Here is a 17671-nt window from a genome sequence, read left to right as displayed (position 1 = left end):
CATGCAAGCAGGAGGAGCTTTAGCCATGACGCAATTCAATTCGTACGAAACGGTCATCGGGCTTGAGGTGCATGTGGAGCTTCATACGGCCAGCAAAATTTTTTGCGGCTGCTCCACATCGTTCGGAGCCCCGCCGAATACCCATACTTGTCCCATCTGCCTCGGTCATCCCGGCGTTCTGCCGGTGCTCAACCGGCAGGCAGTCGATTATGCGATGAAAGCCGCGATGGCGCTTAACTGCACCATCGCCGACGTGAGCAAATTCGACCGCAAAAACTATTTTTATCCCGATTCGCCCAAGGCGTATCAGATTTCTCAATTCGACCAGCCAGTCGGCGAGAACGGCTGGATTGACATTGAGGTCAACGGGGTAACAAAACGTATTGGCATTACCCGCCTTCATCTGGAGGAGGATGCAGGCAAGCTGACGCATGTCGAGGGCGGCTACGCTTCGCTCGTCGATTTCAACCGTGTCGGCACGCCGCTCGTGGAGATCGTGTCGGAGCCGGATTTACGCTCGCCGGAGGAGGCAAAGGCCTATCTGGAGAAGCTTCGCGCTATTATGCAATACTGCGATGTTTCCGACGTGAAAATGGAAGAGGGCAGCCTGCGCTGCGATGCCAACGTCAGTCTGCGCCCTTGGGGCCAGGAGAAATTCGGCACGCGCGCCGAGCTGAAAAACATGAACTCCTTCCGTGGCGTGCAGCGCGGTCTTGAGTACGAGCAGATGCGCCAAGCGGACATTCTCGATTCTGGCGGCACTGTCGTGCAGGAAACGCGCCGCTGGGACGATTCCCAGAGCAAAACGTTTTCGATGCGGGGCAAGGAAGAATCGCATGACTACCGGTATTTCCCAGACCCGGACCTGGTGCAGCTGCATATCGACAGCGAATGGAAGGAACGCGTGCGCGCCTCCATTCCAGAGCTGCCGGATGCGCGGCAAGCCCGTTATACAACGGAGTATGGGCTGCCCGTTTACGATGCAGGGGTCATTACTTCTTCCAAAAAGCTGGCTGATTTCTTTGAAGAAAGTCTGGGCTATACGCAGGATGCCAAGGCTGTCTCCAACTGGATCATGGGCGATTTGCTCGCTTATTTGAACCAGAACAATAAAGAAATTGATGCGGTACGGATTACCGGCCAAGGACTCGGAGAGATGATCGGACTGCTGGAAAAAGGCACGATCAGCGGCAAGATCGCCAAAACCGTCTTTAAGGAAATGCTGGAGAGCGGCAAGCTGCCTCAGCAAATCGTCGAAGAACAGGGCTTGGTGCAAATCAGCGACGAAGGCGCTATTAAAGGCATCGTAGAAAAAGTCGTTGCCGCCAATCCGCAGTCGGTGGAAGATTACCGCGCTGGCAAGGAAAAAGCGATTGGCTTCCTCGTCGGCCAAGTGATGAAGGAATCCCGCGGCAAAGCCAATCCGGGACTCGCCAACAAGCTGCTGGTCGATTATCTCAATCGTTAATCGCTCGTTCCGCAGCGGCCGCCCTCCAGGCTTAGGAGGGCGGTTTTTCCTATATCCCGCAATTTTAGCTCATCCTAATTACCGGCATCCGCCGCATATAGTAGCCTGAGGGTTATCCGTTATCCGGCGCTGTCAGCCGCATTCTTGATTCGGGAGGCATTCCATGAACAGTGTGATGAATTCAATTGCTCCGAATAGTCCGTGGTATATCAATGAATGGGAATTATTATTGAGGCTTTTTTTAGCGGTGCTGCTTGGAGGTTTGGTCGGTTTTGAGCGGGAGCAGTCCAATCATGCGGCAGGCCTTAGAACGAATATCCTTGTTTGCCTCGGCTCCTGCCTGCTTATGTTATTGTCAATTTACGGGTTTGCCCAATTCGTCAATGAAACGAATGTACGGCTCGACCCGGCCCGCCTTGCTGCTCAAGTTATAACTGGTATCGGTTTCTTAGGCGCAGGAACGATTCTTTTTACTGGTAAATCGATAACGGGTCTGACAACTGCAGCAACTTTGTGGGTCGTGGCAGCGATCGGACTTTCAGTCGGCGCAGGGTTCCTGCTGCCCGCCGTAGCCACTACGGTGCTCGTGCTGCTCGTGCTCGTTGTACTCAACAAGCTGGAGAAAAAATTCAGCAACGGCAAAAAGCAGCACCATATCAAGGTGCTGGCGGATGAAAAGGAAACGCTGCTGATGGCATTAAGCGCACTGCTGACCGAGCAGGGCGTTATTATGCGCAGGCTGTCACTGCAGGAATACGGCGACCGGGAGCTGGAGCGCTCCAGAGTGATGCTGCTGCTTAACGTTAGTTTTCCCAAGCAGGATAAGCTGATTCCATTAATGGAAAAAATAAAATCGCTTGAGGGCGTTCACGCGGTGAGCGCCGAATGAGCGGGGGGCAGCGTCCAAAAAGCCGGTGGCTGACCGGCTTGTTTGCCGCCGTTATGCCGGGAGGGGGACATCTATATCTGGGCTGGTACGGGCGGGGTTTAATGATTTTGCTGCTCGTGCTGCTTGATCTGGCTGCACTTGTCCGTTTCTCGGATGCGACAAGCGGCAGCCGGGCGCTGCTCCTTTTGTATTTGGGATATGCGCTGCCTGCGCTGTACTTTTTCAGCGTATTTGATGCGTTGGAAATTTCCAGCCGCAACAAGCTGGCGCCAGGGACGGATAGCCGCATCGGGCCGCTTACTCCGAAACATAGCATTATGCTTGTGCTCGGAGGATTGCTGTTGTTTTTCCTGATCCGGCCGACGGAAGCGGTGCAGCCGCGTCTGGATTGGATTGGCGATATGGCGTCTGGCGTTGTGCTGCTTATTCTGGCGGTTTGGATGGGCTTTCGCCGAAAGCCGGAATTGTTTCGTCTGGGCCGGTTCAGCGCAGGCGCAGTTTTAGCGGTTTGCGGGTTCATCTTATTATGGGATCAGGTTAAGGAACGCAACGATATTGGGCTGCTCTCCGCCTGGTGGCCGCTGCTATTCGTACTGGCAGGCGTTGAAATGCTGATGTACCAGCTGCTGGAGCGTCGCAATCCAGGCCGGCGGCTTGCTGCCGGCACAGGAGCGGTGTTTGCTGCAATCGTATTTGTCGGATCCGCTTATCTTGTAACGCAATATGGCGGACTGCCTTTTCGCTGGCTGGATCAATATGCGGGAAGAGTAAGCCTGGAGAATTTATCCGAGGAAAAAGGCTTCCGCTACAGTCAGGAGCCGCTTGAGCTGCCGCTTGAAAGCTCAGTATCGAGCGTTGTAATCGACAACCCGAATGGCGATGTTCGGATTCAGGCCTCAAGCGACCCGGATTCAAAGCTTGTTACGGTACAGGCGGAATTATGGGTGGATACGGCTGATTCAGAGGAAGCCGACACCGTGAGCCAAAAATCCAAGCTTAAGCTCAGTGCTGACGACAAGCTGCAGATTACGGCGCAAGGCATGCCATACGGTGCGAACGGCTCCCGGTTGCCCCGGTATAACCTGATCGTAACAGTACCGGCAGATTTGGAAAGCTCCTTGCGGACACAGGAGGACGAGCCGAGTCCTTCACCTTCTTCCTCTCCTCTTGTGGGACCGGCATCTGCAACGAGCGGACCGGACCATACCGGCAATGTGCTGCTGCTCGCCGCCGGCACGCCGAGCCCATCTGTATCGCCTACGGAAGCTCCCGGCAAGGATGCAGTTAAGCTAACGCTTCAAGCTGGCAACGGAAGCGTTAGCGTAGCGGGGCTTACCGTTAAAGGAGGCGTTACATTGGGCAACCGGAACGGCTCCATTGAGCTGCACAACATTGTTGGTCCTGTCCAGGCCGAAACGAGCACCGGCGACATAACGGCGACGGGTATTAAAGGAGACGTTCATTTGACCGCTAGAGATGGCGGAATTACAGCGTCGCGCATCGAGGGAGAGCTCAGCGCCGTAACGAGCAACGGCAATCTGGATATTGCCAAAGTTGCGGGAAAGGCGATTCTTGAGACGAAAAACGGTTTCATTCAAGTAGAGGACGCAAAGGATAGCTTGCAGGCGGATACGTTGAACGGACAAATTCGCATCCGCAGCTCTGTTGTCGGAGGCAATTGGACGATCAGCAGCTCCATCGGCGAGGTGAAGCTGTCGCTTCCGAAAACAGCTTCCTTTGAGATGGACGGAGCGGTGACGTTTGGCGCCATCACGTCAGAGCTGCCGCTTGAGGTGACAAACAAAACGGTTGAAGGCATCATTGGACTAGGCACGCATCGAATTCGCGTTGACGCTAACAGCGATATTTCGATCATGGCGTATCCGGCAACGCCTTGACAATTCCAGCCTTTGGGCGCCCTCCTTCGTTGACAAATCGTTAATTCCGTGCGTACAATAGAACTACTACAAAGTAATTAACACTATAAGGAAGGCGTGATTCGGGTATGGGAGCCAGCGTAGAACAAGCTTTAGAGCAGCTTAAATCAAGCGGCGTCCGCATGACCCCGCAGCGTCACGCGATTCTTGGGTTTCTGATGAACTCCATGACTCATCCGACTGCGGATGAGATCTATAAAGCGTTGTCACCTGATTTCCCGAGCATGAGCGTCGCAACGATCTACAATAACCTGCGGCTTTTCGTCGAAGCCGGCCTGGTGCGGGAATTGACCTATGGAGACGACTCCAGCCGCTTTGATGCGAATCTATCCGATCATTATCATGCGATCTGCAAGCTTTGCGGGGATATCGTTGATTTTGACTACCCTCCTCTGATGGAGGTGGAACGGGCTGCTTCCAGAGAGACCGGATTCCGGGTGGAGGGCCACCGAATGGAAATTTACGGGGTGTGCACCCAATGCGGCGCGGCCGCGCATCACAACTGAACCTGGCGGAAGCGATTGTGCTTCCCCAGGTTTTTCATTATTTTGCTAGCCGATTCATAGACTGATAGGGACAACTTTTCCGCGCAGCGGCTCGTCATAACGGTAGACTGAAGGAGAGTGAATCATGAGTAGAAGCAACGCCTACGGCGGCCGGCGCCGTAACGGCGGATTTAAAAAGCTGATCGGATTTTGCGTCATTATTGGAATGGTTGCCGGCGCATGGGCGGCTTATATGAATTTAGTTCCGAGCAAAAAGCATGAAAAGCCGGAATACGGGACGGATCACCCTATTTTTTATGAAGGCAAATACTTAAATGCTGGCGCTGTGTTCGAAAAGGACGAAACGCTGATTCCGCTGGAAGCTCTCGTTGAAGTGCTGGGAAGCGAGCTTCCGGTGCATTACGAAAAAGAGTCGCAGTCAATTATTCTCACAAGCGATTCCCAAGTGCTGCGAATGAAGGAAAATGATCAGCAGGCGAAGCTCGGCAACAAGCCGATTCAGCTGGCCGTCGCCCCGGACGAGCGGGACGGACGGATATATACGCCGCTGGAGCCGCTTACGACCCTCTATGGCATACAAGCTGAGGTGCAGGAAATATCCGGCATCGTGACGCTGGTAAAGGCGGGGGACAAGCTAAAGACGGCTGAGCCGCTCGAAGAAAAAGCCTATATCCGCACTGAACCGTCCATTCGCAGCCCGTATGTCGAGGTTGCTCCAGCCGGCGGCAAAATGACGGTATGGGAAGAGCTGGAGGGCTGGTACAAAGTTCAAGGACCTGCTGGAAACAGCGGTTATGTCCGTCAAAAAGAGCTGAAGCTTACCGGCGAGGAAACGATTCCTCCGCTCAAAGAAGAGAAACCGAACCTTCCTTGGAAGGAAGGCCAAAAAATTAATATGACGTGGGAAGCTGTTTATAACAAACAGCCTGATCCTACAAAATATCCCGCTATGCAGGGGCTTAACGTAGTCAGCCCGACCTGGTTCGAGCTGAGTGACGAAAGCGGACAAATCCGCAGCAAAGCTGATGCCGCTTATTCCGCTTGGGCGCGCAAAAACGGAATTCAAGTATGGGGGCTTTTCAGCAATGCCTTTGACCCGGAGCTTACGACTAAAGTGCTTGCCAGCGCCGAAGCGCGCTTTTCAATGATTCAACAGCTGCTTGCTTATGCTAAGATGTACAAGCTGCAGGGCATCAATATTGACTTTGAAAATGTGTATACCGCGGATAAGGAAAATCTGGTGCAGTTTGTGCGGGAGATGACCCCGATGCTGCATGACGCCGGGCTTATCGTATCGATTGATGTTACGCCAAAGTCAAACAGTGAGCTGTGGTCGCTCTTTTTGGACCGCAAAGCGCTGGCGCAAAGCGTTGATTACATGATGCTGATGGCATATGACGAGCATTGGGCAGCCAGTCCCAAATCCGGCTCCGTCGCTTCGCTTCCATGGGTAGAGCAATCGCTTAAACGGCTGCTCGAGGAGGACAGCGTTCCCGCCTCCAAGCTGGTGCTGAGCATGCCGCTGTATACAAGAATTTGGAGCGAAACAAAAGCTGCGGACGGAAGTGTTGACGTGAGCTCCAAAGCGGTTGGCATGGACGCCGTCAAAAAGCTTATCGGGGAGCGGAAGCTTAAACCGACTTTCGATTCGGACGCGGGCCAGAATTATGTCGAATACGCGGAGAGCGATAAGCTGACTAAGCGGATCTGGATCGAGGATGAGGTGTCGATTAAGGCAAGGGTGCAGCTTGTTCATAAATACGGCTTAGCCGGCGTCGCGACTTGGGCCCGTTCTTTTCAAACGGACAGCATTTGGAAGGTTATCGACAGCGAGCTCAAAAAGTAAATCCAATATAAAAAGCCGCTTGTCCGCTTCAGTTGAACTGAAGAAGGACAAGCGGCTTTTGGCGTGAAGGTCATGTTGAGGCGGAAGTAATGTCAGCCTTGTGAAGACGGCGCGTCTTGCTTCGCTGGAGCAGCTGATTCCGCTTGAATTTGCTCGTCCAAGCCATGCGTGGCATTTTGGGCATCAAGCGTTAAAATCGTCTTGCAATACATGCAGCGGTCGGTGCGGCCAAGGATTTTGGTCTGGCGTCCGCATTCCGGACAGATCAGCATGACGGCGCTGGTAGACAGCATACCGGCCCAGAAGTAAATGCCGACGCTAATCAGAAGGGCAATCATGCCGATAACCATAAATATTCCGGCAAAAACCTTGCCTGTTTGTCCCCAGAATACGATGCCTGCGGTCCCAAGAATCATAACGCCCATCCCGACCAGAATCAGAACTAGGCCCCATAGACGAAATTCATTGATTTTACTGGACTTTAGTAGCATTTTGTTCCACAATCCCTTCACGAAGTCCCGAATTGTTACAGCATCGGCAGGAAACCGCCGGAGTTTGTCGAAATAAACCTACAGAATATTATTATAGCGGAAACATCCTGTGGAAGCTATATGGGGGATAACGTTGTGGAAATTTTGAACAAACAGGTTTCCAGCTTGATTGAGCAGGAGGAAGATGTAATCGGCCTTGTGGCCGTCCGAGATCCGTATCCGTTTCAGCGTCAGCTGGAAGGGCTGGATGTGCTTCTTCTTGTCGTCAGTGAGACAGCCTGCAATTCCTCCTCCATTGAGCACCGGCGCATGGATGGCCAGCATGTCATGATTCAGCGTGTGGCCCGCGATCTTCTTCTGAACTGGATTAAGAACAGCCGGCATAGAGACGTCATGGAGTGGATCCTGCGCGGCGACATTATTTATGATCCGGAGGATGTGATCGAACGCTTGAAATCGGATGTTCGCATATATTCGGATGAGCTGATGAATCGTAAGCTGCTGGTTGAATACAGCCAATTTTTGCATTCCTTTCTGCTGGCTAAGCAGAATATTGAAGACGGCTTCCTGCTGGATGCCCACAATCACATTATCAAAACGCTTAATCATTACGCGCATTTGGAGCTGATCGAGGCCGGCAGACATCCCGAGCCTTCGGTCTGGCGCCAAATGCGGCGGTTTCACCCCGGTATATACAAGCTCTATGAAGAACTTTCAACAAGCCCGGAAACATTGGAGCAGCGCATTCAATTGGTGCTGCTTGCCTGTGAATTCTCGATGATGAGCAAAATGAAATCAAGCTGTACGCTTATATTTCAAATTATGGGATCTCGCGATGAGCCGTGGAGCATGTCTGAGCTTTCCCGCCATCCTGCGCTTTCCGATCTGCCGATCGATCTTTCCTTGCTGCTGCAAAAAAGCGTGCAACGCGGTTATTTGCGCGAGGTTGCGGTGCTTGCGGGTCCTCTTGAGCCGGATGCACTAGAACTTCGCTACAAGCTGCCGAGGTAATCCTCTTCTCTGACTCAACTCCAGTTACCGGAAAGCATCCCGCTCGCAGGTTTCCCTGCGGCGGATGCTTTTTTAATATGCAGATCAACCTATACCTATATCATATATTCTAACTAACATTTGTAAAATGAGGATATTAAATTCGGATTTTCAAGCAGAATTGTATAATCAGAATAATTAACTAGTAAGGAAGACTCGATTTGAATGAAAATAAATTGATTTTGATCCGGATTGAGTTATATATTGCACTGAATTTTTGATAAGATAAGCATTGAGGCCAATTGGAGATACCAAACAGGCGGTTAAGATTTTGACAGAAACAAGCTGCTCAATTTTGTCGAACGCGTAAGCTTTCAAGACGTTTTCAATTTAATTTTAGATTAATTTAAGTATAATTATTGATTTTTAAAGTTGGGATAAAGTAAAGTAGATAAATGAACGTTTCTGCGGCAGTCAGGTTGAGTCGAGGAGGATAAGCATGGTCACGTTGAAAGATATCGCGAAGAAAACGAATCTATCGGTTACAACCGTATCCCGCGTCGTCAATTTTAACGATACAAGCGTTTGCAGCGAAGAAACTCAAAAGCTAATTTGGTCGCTTGTTGAAAGTATGAATTATAAAGTGAAAAGCAAAAAAGGCGTTGCGGCGGAGAAGCCGCAGACTGCCTATAAGCTCGCTTACGTCCTGGGACTCTCATCCTATGCGTCTCAAGGCTCTTACGGCTATCATATTATTAAGGGCATTGAATCGGAGGCGGTCAAAAAAGGCATCCCGATTGCCTTTAACTGTCTTGATTTGGACCTTTATAAACCGTCCGAATTATGCGATAAGCTGGAAGAATTGGGTGTTCATGCAATTATTTGGGTGGCTGGCACCAATCCTGAATATTTTAACATGCTCAAAAACAAGAATATTCAGGTCACGATTGCCGGAATTGAACCCAAGTTCATTCCGGATTACGTAGACTATGTCGGCATCGATTTTTACGCGGATACGCTGGGCTGGCTCAAATCCAAGCTGGTGAACCGTTTTGATAAAATGGCATTCATCGGCTCCAAGGCCAGCTCCAGGTACGAGGCTTTTGCCGATGCCCACAAGCTGCTTGGGAAAGAGCTCCGCCCGGAGTTTATTATTGAGCATGAGGATTGGGAGATTGAATCAGGCAAGTCCGCCATGTCGGAATTTCTGGAACGGACGAACGAGCTTCCTGAGGCTGTTTTTGCAGCCAGCGACCTCATTGCGATCGGCTCGATGCACGCTTTCCGGGAAAAAGGCGTTCAGCTGCCGGAGCAGGTCAAAATACTGGGCTTTGACAATAACGAAATGGGCGGATACCTTACGCCGGGTCTGACGACAATTAGCGTACCGACTTTTGAAATCGGCGTTATGGCGGTACAGGCCGCAATTTCCAAGCTGCGCGAGGAACGGGATTTTCCGATTCGCTATATTTTGCCGACCACTTATGTGGAGCGGCAATCTCTATAAGTTTAAAGACGAATATAGCTGTTCCAGCCATCCCTTCAAGGAGTGTTTTACCTTGAGGAGATGGCTTTTTTAGCTATGCATCAAGTTCGTTCTATATGTTCTCTCATCCAAAAAAATTACTAGTTGACGTTTAAATTAAACTAAATTAAACTAAAAACAGATCAAGATATTAAGTCGAAATTCCACGTTAATTTTTACTTGACGACTAAGAGAGATTTTGGGATCGGAGAGATGAGAGTGTCTATTGTCAACATACAGGACTTTGGTGTTGGGCCGGATCAAGAAAAGGACGCAACCGTCGCCGTATTCAGAGCCATTGAAAGCTGCAGGGAGCTGGATCGGGCTACGCTGCTTTTTCCAAAGGGGCGCTATCATTTTTGGCCGGATAAAGCGGTAGAGAAGCAGTACTTTATCCCGAATCATGATCAGGATAAAAACCGCAGGATTGCATTTCCATTGTTTGAAATGAAAGGGCTTACTATCGACGGACAGGGCTCTGAGTTCATCTTTCATGGTTTGACAGTGCCCTTTGTGCTTGACGGCTGCGATGATATTACAGTAAAAAATGCTAGTATCGACTGGGAACGCCCAATTCTTTCTCAAGGAAAAGTAATTGCGGTAGGGGATGGAACATTCGATGTTGAAATACCAAAGGAATACCCGTATGAAGTTGTCGAAAACAGTCTGATTTTTCTAGGCGAGGGATGGACGGAGCCTTGCAAAGGAATCATCGAGATGGATTCCCAAACGAAAGGCCCCGCCTACGGAAGCGGAGATTATCTTAACTACGGCAGCTATCTGAAGTTCAAAGTGGAAGAGCTCGCTCCCGGCTTGCTGCGTTATCATGGTGCCGGCGAGCAGCCAAAAATCGGCAACGAGCTGATCTTCCAATGCGGCTACCGGGATTGTCCGGGGGTGTTTATTAACAACAGCACCGAGGTTGAGCTTGCTTCCATTAATATGTACCACACGATTGGCATGGGCGTTATCGCTCAACGCAGCGAAAACATTAAGCTGAACGCATTTAACGTCATGATCAAGCCGGGTTCGGGCCGGTTGTTCTCCACAGCAGCCGATGCGACACATTTCGTGTATTGCCGTGGAAGCATTCTGCTGGAAGGCTGCCTGTTCGAAAATCAAATGGATGATCCTTGCAATGTTCACGGAATTTATTCTCCAATTACGGAACTGGTCGACGAACATACGATCATGGTTCAGCTGGTGCATTCACAGCAAAGAGGTGCAGTGGTTGCTCTCCCAGGAGAAACGGTACGCTTCCTGAATCGAGTATCGCTGCTGCCATTCGAGCTGGCCGTTGTAAAAGAAGTGAAGACACTCAACCCGGAATACAGTCTGGTTACTTTCACTCAGAAGCTTCCGGCGTCGGTTGGCGCTGAGGATCTGATCGAAAATATTTCCTGGAAGGCCGATCTGACGATCCGTAAAAGTGTAGTAAGAGGAAACCGGGCTAGAGGATTCCTGATTACGACTGCCGGCAAAGTGCTGGTGGAGCAAAACGTAATCAGCACGCCTGGAGCAGGCATCAAAATTTCGGGAGACGGCAATTACTGGTACGAGTCCGGGGCCGTTCAGGACATTACGATTCGCAACAACACATTCCAAGACTGCAATTACTGTTATCCGCAGTGGGGACACGCGGCGATTGATATTGATCCTGAGATTGACCCGAACAATCCGCACGAGGACTGTTACCATGCCAATATCCGTATCGAGGGCAATCGCTTCGTTACGTTCCATCCGACGCTGGTTAATGCAAACTCGGTCGACGGCATCGTTTTCTCAGGGAATACGGTGGAACGCTCAGAGCGGTATCCGGCAACATCTTCATTAATGAACGCGCTGTCGTTCCGCAATTGCAAAAATATTATTATTGAAAACAACGAATTCCTTCCGGATCAGCTGCAAGGTACAATTGGAACGGAAACGATCGATCTGAGCAACAATTACGCATCATTATCTTTAGATGAATTATGGAAAGAAAAAGGGCTGGCTTTCTGAACCATGTGATAAAATTGAAAGCGCATTCCAAGGGATGACTTAACACGAAAGCGAAGGTGAGTCATAATGGCGAGTGTTTCGTTTCGTCACGTCTATAAATACTACAAATCCGAAAAGGAACCTTCCGTAAAGGACTTCCAGCTTGAGATCGCGGATGGGGAATTCCTCGTCCTGGTTGGCCCTTCCGGCTGCGGCAAAACGACCACGCTGCGTATGCTTTCGGGACTTGAGGAAGTTTCGAAAGGTGAAATTTATATTGGCAGCAAATTCATCAACTATGTGTCGCCAAAAGACCGGGATATCGCGATGGTGTTCCAAAACTACGCTCTGTACCCTAACCTTTCTGTTTATGAAAATATGGCTCTCGGCTTAAAGCTCCGCAAGGTAGCAAAGCATGAAATTGAACTCAGGGTTAAACGGGCGGCGCGCATTTTGGAAATTACGAATCATCTGGAGAAAAAGCCAAGCCAGCTGTCCGGCGGACAAAAACAGCGCGTTGCGCTGGGCAGGGCGATTGTGCGGGAGCCGGCGGTGTTTCTGATGGACGAACCGCTTTCCAATCTGGATGCCAAGCTGAGAGCGCAGACGCGCGCCGAGCTGATTAAGATGCATCAGTCGCTGCAAACGACGACCGTATATGTAACGCATGACCAGACAGAGGCTCTGACGATGGGGACGCGCATTGTGGTCATGAAGGACGGACTCATTCAACAGGTCGATACGCCTTCCGTCGTTTATTCCAATCCAAGCAATATGTTTGTTGCCGGATTTATCGGCTCTCCTGCAATGAACTTCATTAAAGGAGCCATTACGGAAAGCTCGAACGGATTCTATTTTGAAAACAAACGAATGAGAATGAGGATTCCTGAATCCTACTATCCTCACATCCGAAAAGTGAATCCGAACAACCTGCGCTCTATCGTGCTCGGCCTGCGCCCCGAACATGTCATTAGCGAGAGAGCTGTGGTCAACAACTTCCCGGACTGGAAAGTAAACGCTTTAATCGAGATTAAAGAGCTGATGGGCGCAGATACGTTCCTGTATTTAAAACTGGGAGAAGAGCAGGTCATATCGAGAATCGTTGAAGCCAGCGAAGAGTATTTGCCGGAGGAAAAGCTGGAGATTGCGCTGCAAATGGACAAAGCGCATTTCTTTGACGAGACGACCGGTAATTCGATCTGCCGCTAGATGGAACGGAGGCATTCTTATGAAATATCGCAAGCCCCTCATATATTTAGCGATTATTGCCGTCGTCGTAGGGTATTACAGCATTAAATCTGTTACGGACAAAAACTCCTTTACGACGATCTCGGCCGATAACGTGAAGGTGCCGGAGAAAAACGATCAGGGCATCCCGTTCTATCAGTCGCTGCTGCGCGAGAATACGGCAGCAGGCAAAAAAAGCTATGCCGGTCAGCCGATCGAGATTCAGGCGGCAGCGTATACAACCGTTTCCGGCAGTGCGAGGACGGAGAAGGTAAAAGACGCCGAATCTGGAACGGAAGTTCTGGACTGGAAAAATGGAAGCGGCGCCGTGGAGTGGGAGATCGACATTCCGGAGGACGGTCTCTACAATTTGGAGGTGCTGTATACATCGGCAAGCGAAAGCAGCGTCTCGATCAATTACGGACTGAAAATCGACGGAAAAGCTCCGTTTGCTGAAGCCGGTTCCATTGAATTCGTTAAGCATTGGCGGGATAAAACCGTTCCTTACAATAAGGATGTGCTGGGAAATGAAATCCGTTCCCAACAAGTCCAGATCCCAGGCTGGAAGTCGATGGTTTATTCCGACTTTAACCTTTCCTCCAAGCCGCTGGAGTTTTACTTGGCGAAGGGTAAACACACGATCCGGTTTGAAGCCCAGAACGAGCCGATGCTGTGGAAAACCATTCGTTTCATTGCTCCTGCTCAAATTCCGGCCTATGCGGAATACCTGAAAAATGCGGACGCAAAGAGCGAAGGGAAATCCTGGTTTACCAAAATCGAGGCGGAGCTTTACAAGCAAAAATCACATACCTCCGTGCAGACGGGCAGCCGCAACGAGGCTCATGTGTCGCCTGATCCTGCCGGAAGAATTAAGTACAACGTTATTGACGGAGAGCGCTGGAAAAAGCCCGGCGAGTGGATTGAGTGGGAGTTTGAAGTGCCGGAAACCGGCATGTACGAGCTTGACGTCAAATATTTTCAGCGTTATCAAGGCAACACCAATGTATACCGTACGATTGCAATCGACGGAAAAGTTCCATTTAGCGAAATGCTTCATTATACCTTCCCTTACAATAAGAGACTGGACATCTACACGCTTCAAGACACGGAAGGCAAGCCGTACCAGTTCCATCTGGAAAAAGGCAAACACGTTATACGCATGACAGCGGATGCATCGGGGGTCAACAGTCCGTATCTTTCGCTTAGCGAAACGATCGACGACATTTACGAGCTTGAGAGAGAAGTCCGGAAAGTAACCGGTGATTACGGCGCGAACAGCGGTGACAGCACCCGTACGTGGGATTTGGCAAGCTACATTCCAGATATCAAAACGAGGCTTCAGTCGATCCGGGACAGACTGGACGCCATTACAGGATATTTGAACGGAATGAACCAGAACTCCTCGACAGCTACGAACACGATCAAAACCGGCATTTCCATCGTGGATGACATGATGGCAGATGTTGATAAAATTCCGAATTCGCTGCGTTCCTTTGCTGATGCGGAATCAAAGCTGGGCGCCTGGTTTGAGTCTTACAATCTGCAGGGTATGACGGTAGATTATTTGGTCGTTCGAGAGCCTGGCACTAAAACCGGCTTGAAGGAATCTGGCGCATTGATTCAAGCGCCATACATGCTGGGCAACTTTTTCCGCACCTTCTATCAAAAATACGATACGCGTGAATTCAACGAAAAAGAGAGCTTGAATGTATGGATCGGCCGTAACCGCGATTACGCCAACCTGCTTCAAGAGATGATCAATCAGGAGTTTACGCAAAAGTACGGCATTAAAGTAAACGTTAACCTAATGCCTGATCCGAATGCGCTGATTTTGAGCAACGCCGGCGGCGATCAGCCGGATGCAGTGCTCGGCGTATGGCAGGATACCCCGGTGGATTTTGCAATGCGGGGAGCAGCAGCCGACCTTACGAAGTTCAGTGATTATGAAGAAATTGTAAAGCGGTTTCATCCAGGCGGAATGAGGGCGTTCCAATACAACCAAGGCGTCTTCGCTCTTCCGGAAACGCAAATCTTCCATCTTATGTTCTATCGGAAAAGCGTGATGGAGAGACTCGGGGAAGAGCTTCCGCAAACATGGGACGATGTGAAAAAGCTGCTTCCTTCGCTGCAGGAAGCCGGAATGACCTTCTACTATCCGAATAAAGACTTTGCGCCGTTTTTCTACATGAATGGAGCGGAGTTTTACTCGGAAGACGGCCTTCGCCCTGGATTCAATACGGACGGAGCCTATGACGGATTCAAGTTATGGGCCGAGTTGTTCACGAAGTACGGTCTTCCAAAAGACGTTCCATCCTTCTTTAACCACTTCAAGCTGGGAGACATGCCGATCGGCGTAGCCGATTTCAACACTTATCTCCAGCTGCTGTCCTCGGCGCCGGAAATCCGCGGAGACTGGGGCGTTGCACCGATGCCAGGCATCGCGCAGGGCGACGGGGAAATTGCAAGATGGGCTCAGAACGGACAGATGGCTTCGATGATTCTGGACAAAAGCGATAAAAAGGAAGAAGCTTGGACCTTCCTTAAATGGTGGACCTCGGATGAAGTTCAGCGGCAGTACGGCAGCAACATTGAATCGTACTTCGGCGTTGAGTACCGCTGGAATACGGCCAATATGAACGCGCTGGCTACAATGCCTTGGTCGCCGGACGATCTGAGCGCGATTCTGGAGCAAAATCGCTGGATCAAAAACGTGCCAAACGTGCCTGGCGGCTACTTCCTGACTCGTGAATTGGAGTTCGCCTGGAACCGGGTTGTTGTTGACAAGGTTCCGCCGAAGGAATCTCTGGATAAATCAATCAGTTCGCTTGAAAAAGAAATGCTTAGAAAACAAAAAAATCTGGGGATCACATCATCGCAGGATTTGCGTATGGATTCCGATATTAAGCCATACGATTGGGGGGCCTCTCGTTAATGAAACCAAATCTAACGACCACAAAGCGTCCCATGCGCATGATGCCCGCCATCTCGATTCAAAAAATGCTGTCGGCATTATGGAGGCAGCGCCTGTCGTACATTTTCCTGGCGCCGTTCCTGATCTGTTTTACGCTGTTTATTCTAGTCCCGGTGTTTATGGCGATGTTCATGAGCTTCACCTCGTATGACGGGTTTCATATGCCGCGTTTTGTCGGCTTTGACAACTTTATCTCGCTCATTACCCAGGATCAGATTTTCATGAAATACGCTCTGCCGAACACGATCAAATTCGCCTTTTTTGTCGGACCTGTCGGTTATGTGCTGACCTTTTTCCTGGCTTGGCTCATCTACCAGCTGCCAAAAAGCGTCCGGGATATCGTCGCACTGGCCATATACGCGCCCTCCATGGTCGGAGGGCTTGCGCTGACAGTCGTGTGGCAGGCTGCGTTCAGCGGTGACTATGTCGGTTATCTCAACCACTTTTTGCTCAAATTCGGTTTTATCAAAGCACCGATTTTGTGGCTGCAAACGCCGGATTACTTCCTGGATATCATGATCGTGGTTACGGTATGGATGGGCTTTAACGTCGGCTTTCTGGCAATGCTTGCCGGCTTTGATACGGTCAACCGCGAGCTGTATGAAGCGGGCCGCATCGACGGTATTGCCAACCGCCTGCAGGAGATTTTCTACATTACCGTTCCATCGATGAAACCGCAAATGCTGTTCAGCTCCGTCATGGCAATTGTCGGAACGCTGAAGGCAGGCGCGATCTCAACACAGCTGTCCGGTGCGCCGATCAGTCCGCAGTATTCCGGGCATTTGATCTTAAACCATGTCGACGATTACGCGTTTTTGAGATATGAGCTTGGTTACGCATCCATGGTTTCCGTCGTGCTGCTAGTCATCTCATATTTTGCCATGAAACTCAGCTACCGCCTGTTTGGTCAAAAGGAAGGTGAATAGCGGTGGGAGCGATTATTTATCAAATTAAGAGAATGAGCTGGTCGGAGATTGTGCTGCTGATCTCTCTGGTTCTTGTAGCGGCGTTTCTGTTTCTTCCCATTCTCTTTATTTTCAACCATGCGTTCAAGCCGTTCAGCGAGCTGTTCAACTATCCGCCGACGTTTATCGTCAGGCAGCCGACCTTTCAGAACTTCAACGATCTCATTATGAAAACAGCGACTGGCGCTGTTCCGTTCACCCGGTATATGTTCAACAGCTTGATCGTTGTTGTGTGTACGCTGTTCGCAGTCATTTTTACAAGTCTGATGGCCGCATACGTATTGTCGAAGCACAAGTTTTATTTCAAGTCGCTGGTGATGGCCATTATTATGCTGGCTCTGATGTATGCGCCTGAAACGGTAGGCATCCCCCGCTACCTCGTTATCAGCTGGCTGAACATCAACAATACGTATCTGGGACATATTCTCCCGTTTATCGCTTCGCCGGTCGCGGTGTTTCTAATGAAGCAATTTATCGACCAGATTCCAAACGACTTGATCGAAGCGGCCAAAATCGACGGAGCGACGGAGCTCAGAATATTTGCCAGATTGGTTTTGCCGCTGGCGTTCCCGGCTGTTGCGACGATTTCAATCATTACGATTCAAGCCGTATGGGGCGATACGCAGGCATCCACTTTGTTTATGCAGGATGAAACCATGAAGACGCTGCCGTATTACATTACGACTCTTACGTCTGCAGGAGCCGGAGGTAACACAATTGCCGGACAGGGAATTGCAGCGGCAGCCGGATTGCTTATGTTTCTGCCGAACTTGATCATTTTTCTTCTGTTCCAAAAACGAATGATGGAAACGATGGTCCATTCCGGCGTGAAATGATGGCGGAGCGATGCAAAACGCAAGTGGATCGGGAAGGAGG

The 17671-nt window shown here is 50.3% G+C and carries 13 protein-coding genes; 12 read left to right on the top strand and 1 reads right to left on the bottom strand.

What is annotated here, in order from left to right:
* Nucleotides 1–25 precede the first annotated feature (25 nt).
* The 5 genes from gatB to M3223_RS16925 all read left to right on the top strand — a co-directional run bounded on the left by gatB (nt 26) and on the right by M3223_RS16925 (nt 6646).
* Complete coding sequence (gatB, locus tag M3223_RS16945; protein ID WP_251563689.1) at nt 26–1468, top strand: Asp-tRNA(Asn)/Glu-tRNA(Gln) amidotransferase subunit GatB; 1443 nt, start codon at nt 26–28, stop codon at nt 1466–1468.
* A 163-nt stretch (nt 1469–1631) separates the two neighbouring features.
* Nucleotides 1632–2357, top strand: a complete 726-nt coding sequence (locus tag M3223_RS16940) for an MgtC/SapB family protein (protein WP_251563688.1) — start codon at nt 1632–1634, stop codon at nt 2355–2357.
* Nucleotides 2354–4255: a DUF4097 family beta strand repeat-containing protein gene (locus M3223_RS16935; RefSeq protein ID WP_251563686.1), complete on the top strand. Its 1902-nt coding sequence runs from the start codon at nt 2354–2356 to the stop codon at nt 4253–4255. Before M3223_RS16940 ends, M3223_RS16935 begins: the two co-directional genes overlap by 4 nt.
* A gap of 107 nt (nt 4256–4362) precedes the next feature.
* Nucleotides 4363–4800: a peroxide-responsive transcriptional repressor PerR gene (gene perR, locus M3223_RS16930; protein ID WP_251563683.1), complete on the top strand. Its 438-nt coding sequence runs from the start codon at nt 4363–4365 to the stop codon at nt 4798–4800.
* A 124-nt stretch (nt 4801–4924) separates the two neighbouring features.
* Nucleotides 4925–6646, top strand: a complete 1722-nt coding sequence (locus M3223_RS16925) for a glycosyl hydrolase family 18 protein (RefSeq protein WP_251563681.1) — start codon at nt 4925–4927, stop codon at nt 6644–6646.
* 92 nt (nt 6647–6738) lie between these two features.
* Here M3223_RS16925 and M3223_RS16920 read toward each other — a convergent pair whose 3' ends face one another.
* A complete protein-coding gene (locus M3223_RS16920; protein WP_251563678.1) occupies nt 6739–7137 on the bottom strand; it encodes a YgzB family protein in 399 nt (132 codons plus the stop codon).
* 135 nt (nt 7138–7272) lie between these two features.
* On the opposite strand from M3223_RS16920, the gene M3223_RS16915 reads away from it, so the two are divergent.
* The 7 genes from M3223_RS16915 to M3223_RS16885 all read left to right on the top strand — a co-directional run bounded on the left by M3223_RS16915 (nt 7273) and on the right by M3223_RS16885 (nt 17631).
* Nucleotides 7273–8148, top strand: a complete 876-nt coding sequence (locus M3223_RS16915) for a nucleotidyltransferase-like protein (protein ID WP_251563676.1) — start codon at nt 7273–7275, stop codon at nt 8146–8148.
* Between the two features lie 478 nt (nt 8149–8626).
* Nucleotides 8627–9634 carry a LacI family DNA-binding transcriptional regulator gene (locus M3223_RS16910; protein WP_251563674.1) on the top strand — a complete coding sequence of 336 codons (1008 nt, stop codon included), beginning with the start codon at nt 8627–8629 and terminating at the stop codon, nt 9632–9634.
* A gap of 237 nt (nt 9635–9871) precedes the next feature.
* Nucleotides 9872–11653 (top strand): right-handed parallel beta-helix repeat-containing protein, encoded by a 1782-nt coding sequence (locus M3223_RS24560; protein WP_251563672.1) that lies wholly within the window; start codon nt 9872–9874, stop codon nt 11651–11653.
* A 66-nt stretch (nt 11654–11719) separates the two neighbouring features.
* Nucleotides 11720–12841 (top strand): ABC transporter ATP-binding protein, encoded by a 1122-nt coding sequence (locus tag M3223_RS16900; RefSeq protein WP_251563670.1) that lies wholly within the window; start codon nt 11720–11722, stop codon nt 12839–12841.
* A 19-nt stretch (nt 12842–12860) separates the two neighbouring features.
* Complete coding sequence (locus M3223_RS16895; protein WP_251563668.1) at nt 12861–15791, top strand: extracellular solute-binding protein; 2931 nt, start codon at nt 12861–12863, stop codon at nt 15789–15791.
* Nucleotides 15791–16756 (top strand): carbohydrate ABC transporter permease, encoded by a 966-nt coding sequence (locus M3223_RS16890; RefSeq protein ID WP_251563666.1) that lies wholly within the window; start codon nt 15791–15793, stop codon nt 16754–16756. The genes M3223_RS16895 and M3223_RS16890 overlap by 1 nt, the downstream gene beginning before the upstream one ends.
* 2 nt (nt 16757–16758) lie before the next feature.
* Complete coding sequence (locus tag M3223_RS16885; protein WP_251563664.1) at nt 16759–17631, top strand: carbohydrate ABC transporter permease; 873 nt, start codon at nt 16759–16761, stop codon at nt 17629–17631.
* The last annotated feature ends 40 nt before the right edge of the window (nt 17632–17671 follow it).

The sequence above is a fragment of the Paenibacillus pasadenensis genome (assembly GCF_023715725.1).
Taxonomy (GTDB): Bacteria; Bacillota; Bacilli; order Paenibacillales; family Paenibacillaceae; genus Paenibacillus_O; species Paenibacillus_O pasadenensis_A.
Note: the sequence above shows the minus strand (reverse complement) of the source record. Positions and strands in the feature narration are given on the sequence as shown.